The following is a 20,384-nucleotide window of genomic DNA, read 5'->3' on the forward strand; positions in this document are numbered from 1 at the left end:
CACCGCCGGGTTTTTTCATGTCTTCAGGTCAGGCCGGAGCCAATGCTTGGTTCAGCACCGTGCGGATGCGCTTCTCCGACACTGAGTAGGCCGTGCCGAGTTCAACGGCGAAGAGGCTCACCCGCAGTTCTTCAATCATCCAGCGCACCCGGGTTAACTCGCTCCCGGCCCTGCGTCCCGGAAGAAGGGCTGACGCCGCGTCGTCGTAGTCGTCCTCCAGCGCCTGCACGATCGCCATGTTCAGGCTGTCCCGTTGGACGTTGCCCGGGAGCTTTTCCAGGCGCTTCTCGATCGCCTGGAGGTACCGCGGCAGCTGGCTGAGCTGGGCGTAGCCCGTCTGTGCCACAAAGCCCGGGAACACCAGTTGCTCCAGTTGGCTCTTCATGTCGTTGAGGGCGCTGATCAGTTGCAGGCTGGCGTTGGACTTCAGCTGCTTCTGGATCCGCCGCGTACTCGCCAGGATGCGTTCGACTACCGCAGTCACCGTAAATACGGTGTCGATCAGCTCTGCCCGGACAACCTCGTACAACGCATCGAATGCCTCTTTGTCCCACGGCAGATCCTGCGGAACCAATTTGTCGACGGCGGCCAGTGCGCAGTCAGCGATCAGTGCGCTCACGGATCCATGCGGGTTTTGGCTGAACGTCAGCTTCTCCGTATTACTGAGGTGTTCGAGCACGTAACGGTCCGGTGGCGGGATCCGTAGGGCCAGTAGCCGGATAACACCGCCACGCATGGCGGCCTCCTGTTCCGGACGGGTCTGGAAAACACGAAGGGCAACAGATTTGCCTTCGTCGACGACCGCAGGGAAGCCGGTCACGGCGTGCCCCTTCACGGTACGCGTAACCTGACGTTCCACGGTGCCGAAGTCCCACGCTGTGATGCCTTCGCGTTCGGCAACCGCTCCGCCGGCGGAGGGAATCTGGCCGGCCGCCGGTGCTCCATTATTGGGTGCGCCCGACGCCCGGGAACCGTTGCCGCCCTTGGCCCGTGACGTTGTCGCAGGCGTTGCTCCCAACGATTCGGCTATGGCGCGGCGTGTGGCCGGTGCCAGCTTTTCCTGAAGTTCAGCGAGGTCCTTTCCTTCGTCCAGTACCTTGCCCTTGCTGTCCACCACCTTGAAGCTCACGCGCAGGTGTGGAGGTACGGCGTCCCAATTCCAGGATCCGGGCGGGATGACGTGGCCCCGGAGGCGGCGAAGGACCAGCTCCAAGGACGGCTCGAGTTCATCCGTGGCGGGATCGAAGTCTGCTTCCAGCGCTGCGGTTGCTTGCCTTGCAACGTCCGGGGCGGGCACGAAATTCTTGCGTACTTGCTTGGGCAGCGATTTGATGAGGGCTGTGACCAGCTCGACCCGTTGGCCGGGGATTTGCCAGCGGAAGGGGGCATCGTCCAGTTGGTTGAGGAACAGCACAGGAACTTCCGCTGTGACGCCATCGGAGGGGTTTGGGGCCGAGCCAGGCGCCACGGGATGGAACTCGTAGCTGAGCGGGAGTTCGAATCCCTTGTGCAGCCAACTCTTGGGATAGGCGGAGTCGTCCAGCGCCTCGGCGTCTTCGCTCATCAACAACGATTGGTCGAAGTCCAGGAGATCGGGGTCGGACTGGCGGGCATCCTTCCACCACTTGTCAAAGTGCCTCTCCGAAACCACTTCCTTGCCCACGCGTGCGTCGTAGAACTCGAAGAGCGTCTGGTCGTCCACCAGGATGTCGCGGCGACGCATGCGCGTTTCAAGTTCTTCGATTTCCTGCAGCAGGGCCCGGTTGCGGTGGAAGAACTTGTGATGGGTCTTCCACTCGCCCTCCACCAGTGCATGGCGAATGAACAATTCACGTGAGAGCTCGGGATCCACCCGTCCGTAGTTGACGCGTCGATTGGGAATGATGGGTACGCCGTAGAGCGTCACTTTCTCGTGGGCCATGACAGCGCCTTGCCGTGATGACCAATGCGGTTGGCTGTAGGACCGCTTCACCAGATCGGGAGCTACCTGTTCGGCCCACAGGGGATCGAACTTTGCGGCGACACGGGCCCACAGGCGGCTGGTCTCCACCAGTTCCGCGGCCATGACGAACGTGGGCGACTTCTTGAACAGCGCTGAGCCGGGGAAGATCGCGAAACGGCTTCCACGGGCACCTGCGTACTCACGCTTGCGCTCGTCCAAGAGGCCGATGTGGCTCAGCAGTCCGGACAGCAGGCTGATGTGGATGCCCTCGTAGTTGCCTACGGGATCCGCTTCCCTCCTGTTGTCCAATGCAATACCCAACGGTTTGGCCATTTGCCGGAGCTGGGTGAAGAGGTCCTGCCACTCACGGACGCGCAGGTAGTTGATGAACTCGTTGCGGCACAGCTTGCGGAACTGGGTGGAGGACAACTCGCGTTGCTTTTCCTGGATGTAGTTCCACAGATTGAGGAAGCCGGTGAAGTCCGAGAGCTCATCCCGGAAACGTGCGTGCTTCTCCGCAGCCAACTGTTGCTTGTCCGTCGGCCGTTCCCGGGGGTCCTGGATGGTCAGGGCAGCGGCCAGGATCATGACCTCGCGGACACAGCCACGCTTGCCCGCTTCCACGATCATCCTGCCCAGCCGCGGATCGACCGGCAGCTGGGCAAGTTTTTGCCCGACGGCGGTCAGGCCACTGCCGCTGCGACCATTGCCCCCGGCGTCACCGGACCTGGGCGAGGTCAGGGCACCGAGTTCGCGCAGGAGCGTGACGCCGTCGTTGATGGCCCGGGAGTCCGGTGGCTCCACGAAGGGAAAGTTCTCGACATCTTTGGGCCCGCGGGCAACGCCCATGGCGGTCATCTGCAGGATGACGGCAGCGAGGTTTGTCCGGAGAATCTCCGGGTCCGTGAACAGCGGACGTGACTCAAAGTCCTCTTCCGAGTACAACCGGATGGCGATGCCCTCGGACACGCGGCCACAGCGGCCTGAGCGTTGGTTGGCCGATGCCTGCGATACGCGTTCAATGGGAAGCCGCTGGACTTTGGTTCGGTGCGAGTACCGGGAAATACGAGCAGTTCCAGTGTCGATCACGTACTTGATGCCGGGCACGGTCAGTGACGTCTCGGCAACGTTGGTGGCCAGGATGATGCGTCGTTTTCCACCGGGGTTGAACACCCTGTGCTGCTCTTGCAGGCTCAATCGGGCAAAAAGGGGCAGGACTTCGGTCCCGGCGAGGCGTCTGTTCGTCTGGATTCGGCCGTTGATGGCCTCAGCGGCATCCCTGATTTCGCGCTCACCGGAGAAGAAGATGAGGATGTCGCCGGGTGCTTCCTTGGCGAGTTCGTCCACGGCGTCGCACACTGCGTCCAGGGGATCGCGGTCCTCTTCGAGTTCGTCATCCGAGGTATCGTCGTCCCCGCCCGCCGGTTGGGACAAGGGCCTGTACCGGATCTCCACCGGATATGTCCGTCCGGAGACCTCGATGATCGGTGCTGGGTCTTCTTCGCTGCCGAAGTGCTTGGCGAACCGTTGGGGATCGATGGTGGCCGAGGTGATGATGACTTTGAGGTCCGGGCGCTGGGGCAGGATGCGCTTGAGGTAGCCCAGGATGAAGTCGATGTTGAGGCTGCGTTCGTGAGCCTCATCGATAATGATGGTGCTGTATTTCCGCAGGAGTTTGTCGCGCTGGATCTCCGCGAGGAGGATGCCGTCGGTCATCAGCTTGATCTTGGTGGCCGCGCTGACCTCGCCGGTGAAGCGGACCTGGAAACCCACTTCCTGGCCAATCTCCACATCCAGTTCTGACGCGATACGTTCGGCTACGGTGCGGGCTGCCAGCCTGCGGGGCTGGGTGTGTCCGATCAGGCCCTTGTCTCCAAGGCCAAGTTCCAGGCACATCTTGGGGATCTGCGTGGTCTTACCCGAACCGGTCTCGCCGGCAATGATGGTCACTTGGTGTGCGGCTATGGCCGCCATCAGATCCTCGCGGCGCTCGGATACGGGCAGCTCTGCGGGGTAGGAAATATGAAGTGTCATGGCTGCTTGCCAGTCTACTGTGGCTGGGGTTCTGCGTCCGCTGTCTCCGTCACAGTCCCGGCTGCAGCACTGAGACGATGCGCCAGTTCCATGGCGTAGGTCTTGAATTCACCGGGCTCGTTGATCTCAAAGTCCAGGTCCATCGCGGCCAGATACGCCGCCGGAGCGGCCAGATTGTCCCATCCGGACCGCAGGATGGTGGCTTTAGGCCCGTCGGCCGCGAGGGTCGCGTACTGGGAATTAACGACGGCGGCCACTTCGGCCAGGGGAGCTCAGAGCCGCACCACGACGTCGAACCTGTAGGGCTCCACGAGGCGGCGGGTGGATGCACCGTCGGACTTGACGTAGTCGAAGGAGATTTGACGCCTGTCCGATGTTGCGGCGGAGACGACGGTCAGTTGTTGAGGATCAACGGTCCCTGCATTGCTGGGGACGGTTGTAACGGCCGCTTTCAGCATGGCGAACTTGGGACGCAGCCGGGAAGGCAGTACCTGCTCCAGCTTCGCCAACGCGCGGATGGATGCCTCACCGATGCCCGCCACTGGGCCTGCAGCAACAGAATTCAGGCCCAAGGCGACAGCCAGCGCTTCATTGTCATCCAGCAGCAGCGGCGGCAGCGGCGCGCCGGCACCGAGCTGGTAGCCGCCCGCGATTCCTGGAGATGCGTGAATGGGGTATCCCAGGTTGCGCAGTTTGTGGATGTCGCGCCGCACGGTCCGTTTGGTCACGCCCATAGGGTCAGCTAGTGCCGGGCCTGTCCATTCCCGGCGCACCTGCAAAAGGGGTAACAGCTGGAGGAGCCGGGCCGACGTTTGGATCATGCAAGTGAATCTAGCCCGTGGGACACGCGAGGGGGCCCTCGGCAGCCCGGGGCGGACGTAGGGACGCCCGCCGTTCAGTGGAATCCTGCAGAATTCCGTGAACGGACGGGCGTCGTTTGGTTCTGGTGCGGGGGACCGTGCAGCGGCCTGGCATGCCCCTAGTAGATGCGGGGGTTCCAGTACGGGCTGCTGGGAGCGTCGAAGGCGCTCCAAGGTTCCTTGGAGTTGATGGGCGGGTTGTGCCCGCGTCCATCCTTCAACAGGGCTGAAACGGTGGCAACGACGGCGGTGATGAGGACGATGAAGAGGATGATTCCAAAGATTTCCATGCCTCAAGCCTGCTCCTGCGGCAGTTGAAGAAACAGTGGCAGAAATGCCTCATTTAGATAATTTTCTGCCACACTGGAAGTATGTTGAAATCAGTCGCGGTGATCGTTGTTCCCAACTTCTCGGTCTTCGAATTCGGCACGGCCTTCGAGGTCTTTGGTATCGACCGATCGGATCGGGGTGCCGGGGTTCCGGCTTTCGATTTCCGTGTGGTCGCACCGGAACCGGGTGACATCCGCATGAAATCCGGCTTGTCCCTTCATGTGAACCTCGGCCTCCAAGCAGCAGCCGAGGCGGATCTCGTTATCATGGCGCCGTTCGGCCGTGACCAGGAAATCCCCGAGTCTGTGCTGGAGGCCTTAAGGACTGCGCATGCCAGGGGCGCGTGGGTGATGTCCATTTGTTCAGGTGCTTATGCCCTTGCCCGGGCAGGGTTGCTGGACGGGCGTCGTTGCACCACTCACTGGCACTATTCGCAGGACCTGGCCAGCCGGTACCCGAACGCGGTCGTGGATGAAAACGTCCTCTACGTCCAGGACGGGACCATCATCACCAGTGCAGGCACGGCCGCCGGAATCGACGCATGCCTCCACCTCGTCCGTGAGGAGTTGGGGGCGAACGTCGCTGCGGCGATCGCGCGGGACATGGTGGTACCGCCGCATCGCGACGGCGGCCAGGCCCAGTTCATTGACAGGCCCATGCCCCGCTGCGGCTCAGCACCTATGGAGTCGTTGCTGCGCTGGATGGTTGAACACCTCGACGAAGAGCACAGCGTGAATGAGTTGGCCGCGCGGCTGCACATGTCTCCCAGGACATTCGCCCGCCGTTTCCGGGCGGAAACCGGTGCGACGCCCGCAGCTTGGCTGAACTCCCAGCGTGTGCTGCGTGCGCAGGAGTTGTTGGAAACTACTGAGTTGAACATCGACGAGATCGCTCGGGTTGCAGGGTTCGGGCATTCAGTCCTTCTGCGCCACCATTTCACCAAAGTGTTGGATACAAGTCCACAGAGCTACAGGCGGGCGTTCAGGGGCCAGTTGGCAGAAGCCATCTGAAACCACTCCAGAGCACAAGGCCTCCGCAGCCGCCTCTGGTCAGAAGTCGGTTCAATCGGCTCGAACGTTTAGCGGCGGCTTCGGAGCCCGCCCCGTGACTCTGAACCTTCAGCCTTGGCGCATTCGACGAGTTCCTGCCAGGGGCCCGTGACGGCGCGGTCGGGCAGGGTGGCGCGGCGCTGCCCGGCCCTGATGGAGTACATGAACCGGTCCGGCTCATTGGGTGCCCAAGACTGATTCTTGGCTTCGTCCCACGGGCAGGCCTCAACGATCGGCACCCATCGTTCCTTCTCATCGGGGGACACGGCATCTACGCTCCAGACGCGTGTCATCGCGGCGATTCCCCCACTGCGTTGGACGGTGATCTTCATGACCGGCTGCTTCTCGTTCGACGTTCCGTTGTCAGCCAACCGGGAGGGACCGAAGCAAATTGTCCGGTCCCGCCACCTGACTAAACCTTGACCTTCACAGTCTCCCACGCCTTCAGGACGGCGTCATGCTCCGCTGATCCGGTACCGAAAAGTTCCTCAGCGGTTGCGACCGTAGTCTTGGCAAACTTTCCAAACGTGCAGGTTGCCGGCAGGGATCCACTGGTCAGCGTGCCGTACCAAATCTGGCCCGGTGCCTCCCAGGCATTGCCACCGAGTTCCGTGGCGACCACATAGAAGGCTTTGTTGGGGATGCCGGAGTTGATGTGGACTCCGCCGTTGTCAGCGCTGGTCCGTACATACGTATCCATGGAGTCAGGCTGGGGATCCTTACCCAAAACGTCGTCGTCATATGCTGTCCCGGGTGCCTTCATGGATCGCAGGGCGGCGCCCTGCACCTGATCCGTGAAGAGACCTTCTCCAATGAGCCAGCTGGCCTTCCCGGCGGACTCCTGCTTCAGGTACTGCTCGACGAGGACTCCGAAGACGTCCGACATGGACTCGTTCAGTGCTCCGGCTTGGTTCCGATAGGCCAGATTGGCTGTGTACTGCGTTACCCCATGGGCGAGTTCATGGCCAATAACGCTTACGGACTTGGTGAACCGCTGGAATATCTGGCCGTCGCCGTCACCGAAGACCATCTGGCTCCCGTCCCAAAAGGCGTTGTCGTAGAGCTTTCCGTAGTGAACGGTTGCATCCAGTGCGAGCCCGGCATCGTCAATGGAATCCCTGCCGAAAATCTCTCGGTACAGGCGGTGTGTGCTTCCAAGGCCGTCGTAGGCCTCGTCCGCAGCAACATCGTTGACGGGTGGGGCGCCCTCCTTGCGGACAACGCGGCCGGGCAAGGATTCGGAGGACTCCGCATCGAAGATGGTCCGTTTGGGCGGACCCGGTTTGGCTTGGCGTGCACTCGGCGGTGCGGCGGGGATGGGCGCTGTGCGGATGGCCTGCAGATCCTTGATGTGCAGCAACGACTCCTTGGCGGCCCGGGCAACTGCCCGGAGCCGTGGTTCGTTCCGGGCAGCAATCCTGCGCAGCATGTACGGCGGGACGATTGAACACATCACGGCAAACCCCTTTGGCTATCAGTATGACCAACTAAAATCAGCCTAGAAGCAGGGGCGGACATTTTTGCGGTTCAGGCCCGGCAAGCCCCGAACTGATAGTCGGGATCCGGCACAAAAATACCCCGCCGGCAGGGCTGGCGGGGTATTCATTGTGCCCTCGATAGGATTCGAACCTACGGCCTTCTGCTCCGGAGGCAGACGCTCTATCCCCTGAGCTACGAGGGCATCCAGGGTTCCCTCCGTTGCCGGTGGGACGTCCTAGAGCTTAGCAGTCCCTGTGCTGCAAATGAAAACCCGACACAGCAGCGGAAACTCACGGCGCCGTGGCGGCAGGCCCGGCAGGGAACCCTTCACATCAGTAGCCGGCAAACGAGTCCACGTGGACCCGCCGCGCTCCCGCGCCACGTGCTGCAGCCCGCAGGGAATCCACGCTCGCAGGCGAGCCGGAGACAAACACTTCCCGATCTCCAATGTCCGGGACGAGCTCCTTGAGGCGTGCGGCATCGATCCTTGAGGTGCCGGCGTCCACCATGAACTCCGGGGGAGTGGAACCGTCCGCAAGGCGGGCGATGACCTTGGCCCCGGAGGCTTCCAGCTTTTCCACGCAGGCCAGCTCATCGCGGCCCTTGGCGAGATACACCACCACGATGTCGCGTGAGGCTTCATCGGCCGCCAGCTGCGACAGGAAAGGCGTGATGCCGATTCCTGCGGCGATGAGCAGGACCGGTTTCCCGGCGTCGTGCGGTAAGACAAAGTCTCCACCGACGGCTGTTGCCCAAACGCTGTCCCCGGGTTGAAGTGCAAAGAGAGCCCTCTTCGCCGTCGAGAGCGGCTCGGCCGTACCCACACCGAAGGTCACCTCGGCCTCGCCGGGTGGGCTGGTAATGCTGAAGACGCGACGACGGCCCTTACCATCGGATCCGGAATGCGGCAGGTTTAGTTCCATGAACTGTCCGGGGGCAAAACGCACTGGCCGCTGCGGTTCGAACTTGAATTCAGTACTGGCGGGTGTGAGGGGGCGGGAGCCCTTGAATGTCAGATGGACGCCACCACGCTGTCCGAGGAAGAACGCAATGAGGTTCCCCAGCAGCAGTGCCAGTTCCGGGGAGTTGGCAATGAAGCCGAAGTTATAGGGGACCGCGAAAACGACACCCACGACGCCGGCAAGCGCCAACTGCTGCCATCGACGGGGAGGCAGGGTTAGGGGCTCCGAAAGCATGAAGCCGACGAAAAACAGCAACGGCCGTTGGGCGAGGGTTTGCCACAAAGCCTGTCCCAGCGTCATGTTGCGGCTAACTAGCTCCACCGTGATGATGCTTGTGGCGGCCACCAGGAATACGGTGGCCATCAGCATTTTTCTTGTGCGATACAAGACAATCAGCACTCCAGGGACCAAGAGCCAGAGCATGGCCGGGGTGGCAGCCCACCATGTAGCGATATTGAGCCCCGTCAGGCCCGCAATGAAGGCGCCGGAGGCGGCCGGGTTGAAAATATGCCGCCCGCGGAACGCCAGGGCGTACTTCGACACGCTTGCCAGCACGCAAGCCAAAGCTACTCCCGCCATCTCCATCGCTCCAAAGGCGGGCCAGAACAGGAAGTACAACAGCAGCCCAGTGATCAAAGACGACTCCGTGTGCTGCTTGACACCAAAGAGCAAAGCCAGGAGTCGACCGGAAGCATAGGTCACGCCCAAGCAAAGCAGCAAATGAACCAACATCTCGGGCAGGCCAAAGGTCAACCATCCCAAGGCGTCAAGGACCATGCTGTAGGCCACCAGCACGCCCAGCACCCAGAGAATTAAGCGATACATGGTGAAACGGCCCAACCAGGTGTCCATGCGGGACTTAGCGGCAATCATGTGAACAGTTTCCCCTCAAAACCAGTCGAAAACGCGGCAGCCCCACTCGAGGACACCGTAAGCCACGAGAATTCGAACTCGTCCTCCAGCCGGGACGGTTCAATCAGGAACAAAGCAGTGGCCAGCCCGTCAGCCACCAACGCGCTGGCAGCCATGGTCCAGGTTGCCACTGTGGTGTGTACTGGCTTGCCTGTGGTTCCATCCAGGACATGGTGGAGACCGTCGCCCCATGTACGACGATTCGAGGCCGAGGCGCACAGTGCAGAGTTATCCAGCTGCACCGTTCCTATGGCCTGCCGCGGGTTATAGGGGTGCTCCAAGGCAACGGTGACAGGGTGGTCTCCGGAGTGCAGCATGTCGCCGCTGCCATCCACCAGGAAGTCGTTGTAGCCCCTACCCTGCAGGACGTCGCCCAAGAGGTCCACGAGTTGGCCCTTCCCGGCGGCTCCGATATCCAAAACCAACGGCTCTTTCGCCGTCATCCCGGTTCCTGCCCAGTCAAGGACTTCTTCCCAGTGCGGCGGGGTGAGGGGTGGTCCGTACGGCCTCAGCGTGTAGGCGGCGTCATAACCCAGCCGCTCCAGGCTGCTGCCGATCAGCGGGGTCATGGCACCTTCGCTGAGGCGATACAGCGCTGAGTAAACCTCTTGGAGGGCGACTGCATGGGACGGCAAGGTGACGCGGCCTGGACCACGGGACAGGCCGGACACTAAGGAATCCGGCCTGAACCGCGACCACGTCTTGTCGTATGCCGCCACCGTCTCAAGCAGTTCGCTCCGGACAGCGGGTACCAACGTGCCCGGCGTAGAAATCTCCCACTGCGTACCGATCCCTTCGAAGCGGAAGGTGCTCCAGCCAGGGTGCGGCATGGCCGCTACTTGGCCTGGGACTTGATCTGTTCCACGGCTTCGTTGAAGCCGCCGGAGGTCAGTGAAGAGCCGGCCACCTTGGTCACGTTGAGTTCGTCGATGTCCTTGCCCACGATCTGTGCGGCGATGCCACTGGCGAACTCGCCCTGGAACTTCTTGGTATTGGGATTCGAAGGGTGGACCGTGATGTTGACAGCAGAAACCTTGTCCGCGGCCAGTGTTAACTCAACACCTACCGTTTCCTGGCCGTTGGGCGAGGTGTACTTACCATCGGAGCTATAGGTCCCGTCCTTGTACGTGGACGCGCCGGTGGAGGCGACAGGCGCTGACGTGCCTGCTGATGAAGGGCTGCTGGAAGCGGCCTGGCCGCTATCCTCGGTAGGTGTGGTCCGGGTTGCTGGGGCTTCGGTTGTGGGGGCGCATGCCGCCGCTGTTCCAATGATGGAGAGGCCGGCGAAACCAACGTAGAGGCTCTTGCGGAGTGGCGTAGTCATGGTTCTGCTCGTTTCAACTGGACAAGAATTCGTCAATAATCATGTTTTTACTTGGAATACAGCTTGAATCGGGATGACCAACGAGGCCACCTCCTACGTGTTCACGACGTTAAATACAGCGTAATGGTTCAGCCTGTATCACCAGGCAGCCGTCCCTGTGTGGGTGCTGTGACGGGAGTATCCACATACGAGGGCTTCAATTCCGCGACTTTGCGGCCCCCCGGTAGGCTAGAAGCGTGACTCCCGAAGAACTCTCTGCTGCCATATCCGCCTGCCTTAAGGACGCCGTCTCTACCGGCGACATCGCCTTGACGGAATCTGCCGTGCCCGATGCCGTGCGGGTGGAGCGACCCAAGAACCGGGATCACGGAGACTGGGCCACCAACATTGCCCTGCAGCTCTCAAAGCAGGCCGGCATGAATCCCCGCGAATTCGCAGGAATCCTCAGCAACCGTTTGCAGGGTATACCGGGAGTTTCCGGGGTCGAAATCGCCGGGCCGGGCTTCCTGAACATCACAGTGGATGCTGCGACGGCAGGCGCCCTCGCCAAGGCCATTGTTGAGGCTGGAACCGGCTACGGCACCAACCAGGCGCTCGCAGGACGCGTGGTGAACATGGAGTTCGTTTCCGCCAATCCCACCGGTCCGTTGCACATCGGGCACACACGCTGGGCTGCTCTGGGCGATGCCATTGCCCGTGTCCTGCGTGCTTCGGGCGCTGACGTCACTGCCGAGTACTACATCAACGACGCCGGCTCCCAGATGAACGTCTTCGCCAATTCAGTGCTTTCCCGCCTTCACGGCCGAGGCGTGCCTGAGGGCGGCTACCCGGGCGAGTACATCCGCGAGCTTGGCGACGAAGTCCTGAAGGCCCATCCTGACATCCGGGAACTGACGGACGAGGCAGCCCTGCCCGTTATCCGTGCCGCTGCTTACGAAGCACAGATGGCGGACATCAAGACCACGTTGGCAGAGTTCGGCGTCGAGTTCGATGTCTTCTTCTCGGAAAAGGAACTGCATGACGCCGGTGCGATCGAATCGGCTGTCGCCCGCCTTCGCGAGCAAGGCCACGTTTTCGACGACGGCGGTGCCGTATGGCTGCGCACCACCGACTTCGGCGACGACAAAGACCGCGTCATGATCCGTGCCAACGGCGAACCGACGTACTTCGCCGCGGACGCTGCGTACTACCTTTCCAAGAAGGATCGCGGCTTCAGGGAGAAGATCTACCTGCTCGGCGCGGACCACCACGGGTACATCAACCGGTTGAAGGCTATTGCGGCCTGTGCAGGCGATGATCCCGAGGTCAACATCGAGGTCCTTATCGGGCAGCTTGTGTCCGTGAATGGCGCCAAGCTTTCCAAGCGGGCAGGCAACATCATTGAGCTTAAGGACCTTATTTCGTGGCTTGGCAAGGACGCTGTTCGGTATTCGCTGGCCCGTTTCCCGGCTGACTCGCCGCTGACGCTGGATCCGGAACTGCTGAAGAAACACAGCAACGAGAACCCTGTGTTCTATGTGCAGTATGCGCACGCCCGCGCCCGGGGAACAGCACGCAATGCTGCCGAGGCCGGTGTTGAGCGTTCCGTCTTTGACGCATCGCTGCTGGACCACGCCACTGAAAACGAGTTGCTCTCCTACCTGGGCAGCTACCCGTCCATCGTGGCCAAGGCGGCTGAACTGCGTGAGCCGCACCGTGTGGCACGCCACCTCGAAGTCATCGCCGGTGCCTACCATCGATGGTATGACGCTTGCCGTGTTTCTCCGCAAGGCGACGAGCCTGTAGAGGACGTCAACCGCACACGCTTGTGGCTGAACGATGCCACCAGCCAGGTGCTCGCCAACGGACTCGAACTGCTGGGCGTATCTGCCCCGGAACGGATGTAGGGCAATGAAGACAAACGCTGCACATGCTTCTCCACTCGCGCCCGGGTGGTTGGCCGTTCCCGAAGACCTTAACGCCTTGCAGGCGCCCATGTGGGCCACTGGAGTTGAGAAGAACGACGCCGGTGAGGTCACCATCGATGGCATGTCTGTCAGCGAGCTCAAGGAACAGTACGGAACTCCGCTGTTCGTCATGAGTGAATCGGATTTCCGTTCACGCGCCCGTGCATTCAAGGATGCCTTCGATGCCGCGTTCGAGGACATTTGCGGGGGAGTGGACGTCTACTATGCCGGGAAGTCCTTCCTGTGCACCGCAGTAGCCAGTTGGGTTTCCGAGGAAGGTCTTCGCCTGGACACCTGTTCGGGCGGCGAACTTGCTGTTGCCGCCCGTGCGGGAATTGAAGGGGCCCACCTCGGCCTGCACGGTAACAACAAGTCCGACGCTGAGATCAACCGCGCGTTGGACATGTTGGTTGGCAGGATCGTGGTGGACAGCCTCGATGAACTTGAACGCGTGGCCAAGATTGCCTCCGGCCGGGGCGAAATTGCCAAGGTCATGCTTCGGTTGACCCCTGGTGTGCACGCCCACACCCATGAGTTCATTGCCACGGCCCATGAGGACCAGAAGTTCGGTTTGTCCATGGCAGGGGACACCACCGAAGAAGAGGGCCTGTCAGCAGCCGAGGAAGCAGTGGCTGCGGCAACCTCCTACGCCAGCATCGAGCTCCTGGGCCTGCACTGCCACATCGGTTCGCAGATCTTCGAGCCCGACGGCTTTGCTGTCGCAGCCGAGAAGCTCCTGGGCTTTCTTGCCGCCATGCAGGCCAAGTACTCCATCGTCATGCCCGAGTTGGACCTCGGCGGCGGATACGGAATCGCTTACACACCTGTGGACACGCCCCGCCCGCCCGCTGAGATCGCGCAGGCGATGGCTGCCGTCGTGCGTTCCACCTGCGCTGAGCTGGACATCAGGCCGCCGCGCATCTCGATTGAACCCGGACGGGCCATCGTAGGCAGCACCACGTTCACGCTCTATGAAGTCGGCACGCTCAAAACAGTCCGTGTGGACGCCCCTGATGGTGAAGATGCACAAAAGAACGTTACGTATCCACGGCGCTATGTGTCGGTGGACGGCGGGATGAGCGACAACGCGCGCCCGGTGCTGTACGACGCGGATTATTCGGCAATTTTGGCTACCAGGGACTCTTCAGCGGCTCCGCAGTTGTCCCGCGTAGTGGGCAAACATTGCGAGAGCGGCGACATAGTTGTTAGAGATGTATATCTGCCCGCGGACGTGGCAGCCGGTGATTTGCTCGCAGTACCGGGTACCGGCGCCTACTGCTGGGCCCTCTCGAGCAACTACAACTACCTGGCCCGGCCTGGCGTTGTCGCTGTGCGCGACGGAGCCGCCCGGTTGATTGTCCGCGGGGAAACCGAAGAAGATCTCTTGAACCGCGACATGGGAGTGGCGAATGTCTGAAGTGCAAACCTTGAAGGTGGCCCTGCTGGGCTGTGGCAACGTTGGGGCCCAGGTTGCGCGGATTCTTATTGACGACGCCGAGGCCCTCGCGGCCCGCAGCGGAGCCCGCTTGGAACTTTCCGGCATAGCCGTGCGCAATATCGACTCCCCGCGCGACGTCGAACTGCCGCGCGAACTTTTCACCACGGATGCCGATACCTTGGTGAAGGATGCGGACCTGGTCATTGAACTCATGGGCGGCATCGAGCCTGCCCGTTCTCTGATCCTGACGGCCATCCGGAATGGCGCATGCGTCGTCACCGGCAACAAGGCACTGCTCGCGCAGGACGGTCCCACTCTCTACGAAGAGGCTGACAAGGCCGGCGTCCAACTGTCATACGAGGCCGCCGTAGCCGGTGCGATCCCCATCTTGCGCCCTATCCGCGACAGCCTGTCCGGCGACCGCATCACCCGCGTCCTGGGCATTGTCAACGGCACCACCAACTTTATCCTGGACCAAATGGACACTACCGGTGCGCAGTTCTCGGACGCCCTGGCCGAAGCCCAGCGTCTTGGATATGCGGAAGCCGACCCCACCGCCGATGTCGAAGGCCACGACGCCGCAGCGAAGGCAGCGATTCTTGCATCCTTGTCCTTCCACACGCGGTTCTCGCTGGATGACGTCTATTGCGAAGGCATCACCAAGGTCAGCGCTGCGGACATTTCCTCCGCCAAGGAAGCCGGCTTTGTCATCAAGTTGCTCGCGATTGCCGAGAAGATCGAAGCGTCGGACAAGGGCAGCGGCATTTCCGTGCGCGTCCACCCCACGCTCCTGCCGCGCGAACACCCCCTGGCCGCTGTCCGGGGTGCCTTTAATGCAGTGTTCATCGAGGCCGAAAATGCCGGCGAACTGATGTTCTACGGCCAGGGCGCAGGTGGTACGCCCACCGCATCCGCCGTGCTGGGTGACCTTGTATCCGCCGCGCGACGCTTGGTCCTGGGCGGCCCCGGGCGAACGGAAACCACCACTGGCCACGTTCCGGCACTGGCAATCGACGCGTCCACCACGAGCTACTACATCGGCTTGGACGTCGCTGACCAAGCCGGTGTGCTGGCCCGGATTACGCACATCTTTGCGGAAAACGGCGTTTCCATTGAAATCATGCGGCAAACGATCCACCGCGACTCTGCATCGAATGTTGAGTCGGCCGAGCTAAGAATCGTGACGCACCGTGCATCCGAAGCTGCACTCGCGGCAACCGTCGAGGCCGTCAAGGGCCTGGACGTCATCAACTCAGTAACATCCGTACTACGGGTAGAAGGGGTCTAAGTGGCTCACCAATGGCGCGGAGTAATCCGCGAATACGCTGATCGTTTGCCTGTAACGGAAGCCACCAAGGTCATCACCCTGGGCGAAGGCGGCACGCCCCTGGTCCACGCGCAGAAGCTTTCAGAGCTGACGGGGTCCGAGGTATACCTGAAGGTCGAAGGCATGAACCCCACGGGCTCGTTCAAGGACCGTGGCATGACCATGGCCATGACGGCAGCTGTGGAAGCCGGTGCCAAGGCTGTAGTTTGCGCCTCCACCGGAAACACCTCCGCCTCAGCTGCGGCATACGCTACGGCCGCCGGCCTCAAATGTGCGGTGCTGGTACCCGAGGGCAAGATCTCCATGGGCAAGCTGAGTCAGGCCATCGCTCACGGCGCCACCCTGCTGCAGGTGGACGGCAACTTCGACAACTGTTTGGACATCGCCAGAAAACTAGGCGAAGCCTACCCGGTGTTCCTGGTGAACTCCGTCAACCCGGCACGCATCCAGGGCCAGAAGACCGGTGCCTTCGAAGTTGTAGACGCCCTGGGCGACGCACCTGATATTCATGTACTGCCCGTAGGCAACGCCGGCAACATCAGCGCTTACTGGAAGGGCTACAAGGAGTATTCTGCGCCCTTCGAGACCTCCAACGGAACGCTTCCGGCTGTTTCCACCAAGACGCCCGTCATGTGGGGCTTCCAGGCAGCAGGTGCCGCGCCGTTTGTTGCAGGGCACCCCATCACAGAGCCCGACACGATCGCTACAGCCATCCGTATTGGCAACCCGGCCTCTTGGGACACTGCTGTCGCTGCCCGTGACGAATCGGGCGGACTCATCGAGGCTGTTACCGATGACGAAATCCTGGCGGCCCACCGGTGGCTTTCCGCACAAGAGGGCGTCTTCGTCGAACCCGGCTCCGCTGCCGGTGTCGCCGGTTTGATCAAGAAGCACGCTGCAGGTGAGGTTCCCTCGGGCAAAACCATCGTCATCACCGTCACGGGGCACGGGCTCAAGGACCCGCAGTGGGCCCTTCGCACCGAAGACGGCAGTGATGTCCAACCCGTCAAGGTGCCGAATGACGTCGTTACGGTTGCCGCAGAACTGGGACTGGAAGAAAACTAAGAGTGGAATCGACGCAGCCCACCGCGACCGATCGTGCACTCGTCGCGGCAGGCCAGCGGCTGACCGTCAAGGTCCCCGGTACGAGTGCCAACCTGGGCCCCGGCTATGACAGCCTTGGTTTGGCCCTGTCCATTTACGACACCTTGACGGTGGAAACCCTCAGCACCGGAGAGCTCGAGTTCGAGCTCTCCGGCGAGGGCGCTGACTCCCTCCCTCGCGACGCCAGCCACCTGGTGGTTCGTGCCGTTGAGCTCGCTCTGGATCGACTTGGCTTCCGGCACTCCGGTCTGAAAATCATTGCAGACAACGTCAACCCGCACGGCCGGGGACTCGGATCTTCAGCCGCGGCAGTGGTAGCCGCTGTAACGGTGGCCAACGCAATGGTCCCGGCAGAATCCCGGCAGGACCGTGATTGGATCCTGCAGTTGACCAGCGAGATGGAAGGCCACCCGGACAACGTCGCACCCGCCATCTTCGGCGGATTGGCGCTGTCATGGCAGGACAGCGAGCAGTACAGCAGCACGCGGGCTGACGTATTGACTTCGGTCATTCCCGTCGTAGCGGTCCCCGACTTCGAGTTATCCACTGAAACTGCACGCGGCTTGCTCCCGGCCTCGGTGGGGCATCACGCAGCAGCAATGAATTCCGGACGCGCAGCCTTGTTGATTCATGCACTGACTGCTGACCCCACGCTGCTGTTGCCCGGCACCGAAGACTATCTTCACCAGAGTTATCGCGCTCAGGCCATGCGCCCCAGCGCCGACCTCATCGCGGCTCTTCGGTCTGCAGGCCATGCAGCTGTTGTCTCCGGCGCAGGCCCCACCGTGATGGTTCTGGCCAATGGTGCTGATGAAGCTGCCACGATCACCGGATTGATCGACACGTTTACGGCGGCCAACACACCGGAGGTCGGTTGGCGCGTGATGACGCTGGCTGTGGACGTTCAAGGTGCTAGAGTGGAAGTGCACCGCCGGTAAAGCCGCGGGCAGTTCCCTGATTTTGGATCTCGGTGTTTCGCCGTACCTTTCGTCAACTGTGCCAACGTTGGTGGTGTCGTCTCTTTCCGGCCTGTCTCAGGTGCCGCAGAAATCTCTCTGTTCCCTGAACGCTACGCCGGCTGTCCGGGCAACTGGATCCAGTGATGACGATCAGTATCCGGCCCTGTTGGCCACAATCCATCAGGCACGGCCCAAATCACCGGCTGCAGATCTGAACTGCAGCCCAGAATAAATCATCGCGTCCAGCTCTCTCGCTCTGGACGCCGTCGAGGGGGAAGGATCCTTCGTGACAGAAACCACTGAGCTGGCTTCAGCTGTGGACACAACATCTTCTGCTGCTGATTCGTCAACTGCAGCAACCACCAAGAGCAGCGGCCTAGCAGGCCTTAAGCTCGCCCAGCTTCAGGCTCTTGCGAGCCAGCTGGGCATCTCCGGGGGATCCCGTATGCGTAAGGGGGACTTGGTGACAGCCATTTCCGCCCACCGTGCGGGCACCTCCACAGCCAAGGCGCCGGTCAAGGCCACAACGGCAAAAGCAACTGCGGCCAAGGAGTCGCGGGCTGCAGAGCCGAAGGCCGCCCCTGAAAGCAGCGCACCTGCTGATGCAGCTGCCGAGGCCCCGGCCCAGGAAGCGCCCCGAGGCCGTGGTCGTGGCCGCAGCCGTCGCGCCACCAGCGATGGAGTAGTAGCAGCCGTTGAAGCCGCTGCCGCGCCTGCCGAGACTGAAGCCGCGCCGGTTGTTGAAGGTCCGGTAGCCGGCGAGACCGGCGAAGCCGCTACAGAACGTCGTCAACCCCGCACACGCAACCGCCGTCGTGGCGAAGCAGCTACGGCCCCTGCCGAAGCAGCAGAAGCACCGGCAGCCGAACAGCGTGCAGACCGCACCGAGCAGCGTGAGCAGCGTGCTGACCGCACGGAGCAGCGTGAGCAGCGTGCTGACCGCACGGAGCAGCGTGAGCAGCGTGCTGACCGCACGGAACAGCGTGAGCAGCGTGCAGACCGCACCGAGCAGCGTGAGCAGACCGATTCGGGCGACCAGCGCGAACGCCGCGACAACACCCGCGGACGCCGTGAAGACAACAACGACGCTGAAGACACCGGCAACCGCCGGAACCGCCGCAACCGTCGTGACCGCAACGAGCAGAACGACCGGAGCGACCGTCGTGGCGGGCAGGACGGCCGTGATGGCAACACGCGCAGCGACCGTTTCCGCGACCGCAATGAGCGTCGCCGTGGCCGCGCCCAAGGACCGGACGTCGACGACGTCGAGGTCACCGAGGATGACGTCCTCCTTCCTGTAGCCGGCATCCTGGACGTTCTGGAGAACTACGCGTTCATCCGGACCTCCGGATACCTGCCGGGTGCAAACGATGTCTACGTTTCCCTGGCACAGGTCAAGAAGTACAACCTCCGCAAGGGCGACGCCGTCGTCGGGGCCATCCGTGCACCGCGTGACGGTGAAGATCGCAGCCAGCAGTCTGCCCGCCAGAAGTTCAACGCGCTCGTCCGCGTGACCTCCGTAAACGGCAAGACGCCGGAAGAACTCAAGGATCGCGTCGAGTTCGCCAAGCTTGTGCCGCTGTACCCGTCGGAGCGCCTGCGCCTTGAGACGGACCCCAAGAAGATCGGCCCGCGTGTCATCGACCTCGTGGCCCCGATCGGCAAGGGCCAGCGTGGCCTGATCGTCTCCCCGCCGAAGGCCGGTAAGACGCTCATCCTGCAGTCCATCGCGAACGCAATCACCACCAACAACCCTGAGGTTCACCTGATGATGGTGCTGGTTGACGAACGTCCCGAAGAAGTCACGGACATGCAGCGCACCGTCAAGGGTGAGGTTATTGCCTCCACCTTCGATCGTCCCGCCGATGACCACACCACGGTTGCCGAGCTCTCCATCGAACGCGCCAAGCGCCTCGTGGAAATGGGCATGGACGTGGTGGTCCTCCTGGACTCCATGACCCGTCTGGGCCGTGCTTACAACCTGGCAGCACCGGCCTCCGGCCGCATCCTGTCCGGTGGTGTGGACTCCGCAGCTCTGTACCCGCCCAAGCGGTTCTTCGGTGCAGCCCGCAACATCGAAAACGGTGGCTCGCTGACCATTCTTGCAACCGCCCTCGTAGAGACCGGTTCCAAGATGGACGAAGTCATCTTCGAAGAGTTCAAGGGCACCGGCAACATGGAGCTCCGCCTGTCCCGCCAGCTGGCAGACAAGCGCATCTTCCCGGCCGTGGACGTCAACGCATCCGGTACGCGCCGCGAAGAGAACCTGCTTTCGCCTGAAGAAGTCAAGATCATGTGGAAGCTGCGCCGCGTCCTTTCCGGCTTGGAGCAGCAGCAGAGCCTTGAGCTGCTGACCAACAAGATCCGGGAGACGCAGAGCAACGTCGAGTTCCTCATGCAGGTTCAGAAGACGACGCTCGGAGCGAAGTCCGACAACGACAAATAGCTGCTTTACTGAGCCGCTGATTCTGCTGCCCCCGCCCCTACGCGTGGTGGCCAGGTCCTTACGGACGTGGCCACCACGCTCCGGTAGGCCCGAAGCCACTCCCGGGGCAGCAGAATCAGCGGCTCGTTCCGTTTTCGGCTCGCCTGTCGCGGGCCGGCAAAATTACCCGACGGCGGACTCGTCACCTTTGCGTCCAGCCGTCACCTCCCCGGCGCGGGAATTCGTGCGGCCTACGGAATCGTTGGCGCAAATTAGACTTGGATACGAGTCGA

At 62.1% G+C, this 20,384-nt stretch carries 14 protein-coding genes, 1 tRNA gene and 1 pseudogene; 7 read left to right on the forward strand and 9 right to left on the reverse strand.

What is annotated here, in order from left to right:
* Positions 1-28 precede the first annotated feature (28 nt).
* The 3 genes and pseudogenes from hrpA to ACLRGI_RS16005 all read right to left on the reverse strand — a co-directional run bounded on the left by hrpA (position 29) and on the right by ACLRGI_RS16005 (position 5,126).
* Positions 29-3,976 carry an ATP-dependent RNA helicase HrpA gene (hrpA, locus tag ACLRGI_RS15995; RefSeq protein WP_419202590.1) on the reverse strand — a complete coding sequence of 1,316 codons (3,948 nt, stop codon included), beginning with the start codon at positions 3,974-3,976 and terminating at the stop codon, positions 29-31.
* A 14-nt stretch (positions 3,977-3,990) separates the two neighbouring features.
* A pseudogene (locus ACLRGI_RS16000) lies at positions 3,991-4,797 on the reverse strand (helix-turn-helix transcriptional regulator).
* A gap of 158 nt (positions 4,798-4,955) precedes the next feature.
* Positions 4,956-5,126, reverse strand: a complete 171-nt coding sequence (locus tag ACLRGI_RS16005) for a hypothetical protein (RefSeq protein ID WP_419202591.1) — start codon at positions 5,124-5,126, stop codon at positions 4,956-4,958.
* A gap of 81 nt (positions 5,127-5,207) precedes the next feature.
* On the opposite strand from ACLRGI_RS16005, the gene ACLRGI_RS16010 reads away from it, so the two are divergent.
* A complete protein-coding gene (locus ACLRGI_RS16010; protein ID WP_419202592.1) occupies positions 5,208-6,176 on the forward strand; it encodes a GlxA family transcriptional regulator in 969 nt (322 codons plus the stop codon).
* Positions 6,177-6,244: 68 nt separating this feature from the next.
* On the opposite strand, the gene ACLRGI_RS16015 is transcribed toward ACLRGI_RS16010, so the two are convergent.
* The 6 genes from ACLRGI_RS16015 to ACLRGI_RS16040 form a co-directional block, all read right to left on the reverse strand.
* Complete coding sequence (locus tag ACLRGI_RS16015; RefSeq protein ID WP_419202593.1) at positions 6,245-6,547, reverse strand: protealysin inhibitor emfourin; 303 nt, start codon at positions 6,545-6,547, stop codon at positions 6,245-6,247.
* A gap of 80 nt (positions 6,548-6,627) precedes the next feature.
* Positions 6,628-7,668 (reverse strand): M4 family metallopeptidase, encoded by a 1,041-nt coding sequence (locus ACLRGI_RS16020; protein WP_419202627.1) that lies wholly within the window; start codon positions 7,666-7,668, stop codon positions 6,628-6,630.
* Positions 7,669-7,823: 155 nt separating this feature from the next.
* Positions 7,824-7,896, reverse strand: a tRNA-Arg gene (locus ACLRGI_RS16025).
* 130 nt (positions 7,897-8,026) lie between these two features.
* The gene (locus ACLRGI_RS16030) at positions 8,027-9,529 is read right to left on the reverse strand and encodes an FAD-dependent oxidoreductase (RefSeq protein ID WP_419202594.1); all 1,503 of its coding nucleotides are present in this window, start codon (positions 9,527-9,529) and stop codon (positions 8,027-8,029) included.
* Complete coding sequence (locus ACLRGI_RS16035) at positions 9,526-10,398, reverse strand: FAD:protein FMN transferase (protein WP_419202595.1); 873 nt, start codon at positions 10,396-10,398, stop codon at positions 9,526-9,528. Before ACLRGI_RS16035 ends, ACLRGI_RS16030 begins: the two co-directional genes overlap by 4 nt.
* 5 nt (positions 10,399-10,403) lie before the next feature.
* Positions 10,404-10,892 (reverse strand): FMN-binding protein, encoded by a 489-nt coding sequence (locus ACLRGI_RS16040; protein WP_419202596.1) that lies wholly within the window; start codon positions 10,890-10,892, stop codon positions 10,404-10,406.
* Between the two features lie 236 nt (positions 10,893-11,128).
* On the opposite strand from ACLRGI_RS16040, the gene argS reads away from it, so the two are divergent.
* The 6 genes from argS to rho all read left to right on the forward strand — a co-directional run bounded on the left by argS (position 11,129) and on the right by rho (position 20,112).
* On the forward strand, positions 11,129-12,778 hold the full coding sequence (gene argS / locus ACLRGI_RS16045) for an arginine--tRNA ligase (RefSeq protein ID WP_419202597.1): 1,650 nt from the start codon (positions 11,129-11,131) through the stop codon (positions 12,776-12,778).
* Positions 12,779-12,782: 4 nt separating this feature from the next.
* On the forward strand, positions 12,783-14,255 hold the full coding sequence (lysA, locus tag ACLRGI_RS16050; protein ID WP_419202598.1) for a diaminopimelate decarboxylase: 1,473 nt from the start codon (positions 12,783-12,785) through the stop codon (positions 14,253-14,255).
* On the forward strand, positions 14,248-15,564 hold the full coding sequence (locus ACLRGI_RS16055; protein ID WP_419202599.1) for a homoserine dehydrogenase: 1,317 nt from the start codon (positions 14,248-14,250) through the stop codon (positions 15,562-15,564). The genes lysA and ACLRGI_RS16055 overlap by 8 nt, the downstream gene beginning before the upstream one ends.
* The gene (thrC, locus tag ACLRGI_RS16060) at positions 15,565-16,668 is read left to right on the forward strand and encodes a threonine synthase (protein WP_419202600.1); all 1,104 of its coding nucleotides are present in this window, start codon (positions 15,565-15,567) and stop codon (positions 16,666-16,668) included.
* Positions 16,669-16,670: 2 nt separating this feature from the next.
* Complete coding sequence (gene thrB, locus ACLRGI_RS16065) at positions 16,671-17,645, forward strand: homoserine kinase (protein WP_419202601.1); 975 nt, start codon at positions 16,671-16,673, stop codon at positions 17,643-17,645.
* Between the two features lie 307 nt (positions 17,646-17,952).
* Positions 17,953-20,112 carry a transcription termination factor Rho gene (rho, locus tag ACLRGI_RS16070; RefSeq protein WP_419202602.1) on the forward strand — a complete coding sequence of 720 codons (2,160 nt, stop codon included), beginning with the start codon at positions 17,953-17,955 and terminating at the stop codon, positions 20,110-20,112.
* Positions 20,113-20,384 lie beyond the last annotated feature (272 nt).

It is taken from the genome of Paenarthrobacter sp. PPS72 (assembly GCF_048537125.1).
Taxonomy (GTDB): Bacteria; Actinomycetota; Actinomycetes; order Actinomycetales; family Micrococcaceae; genus Arthrobacter; species Arthrobacter nitroguajacolicus_E.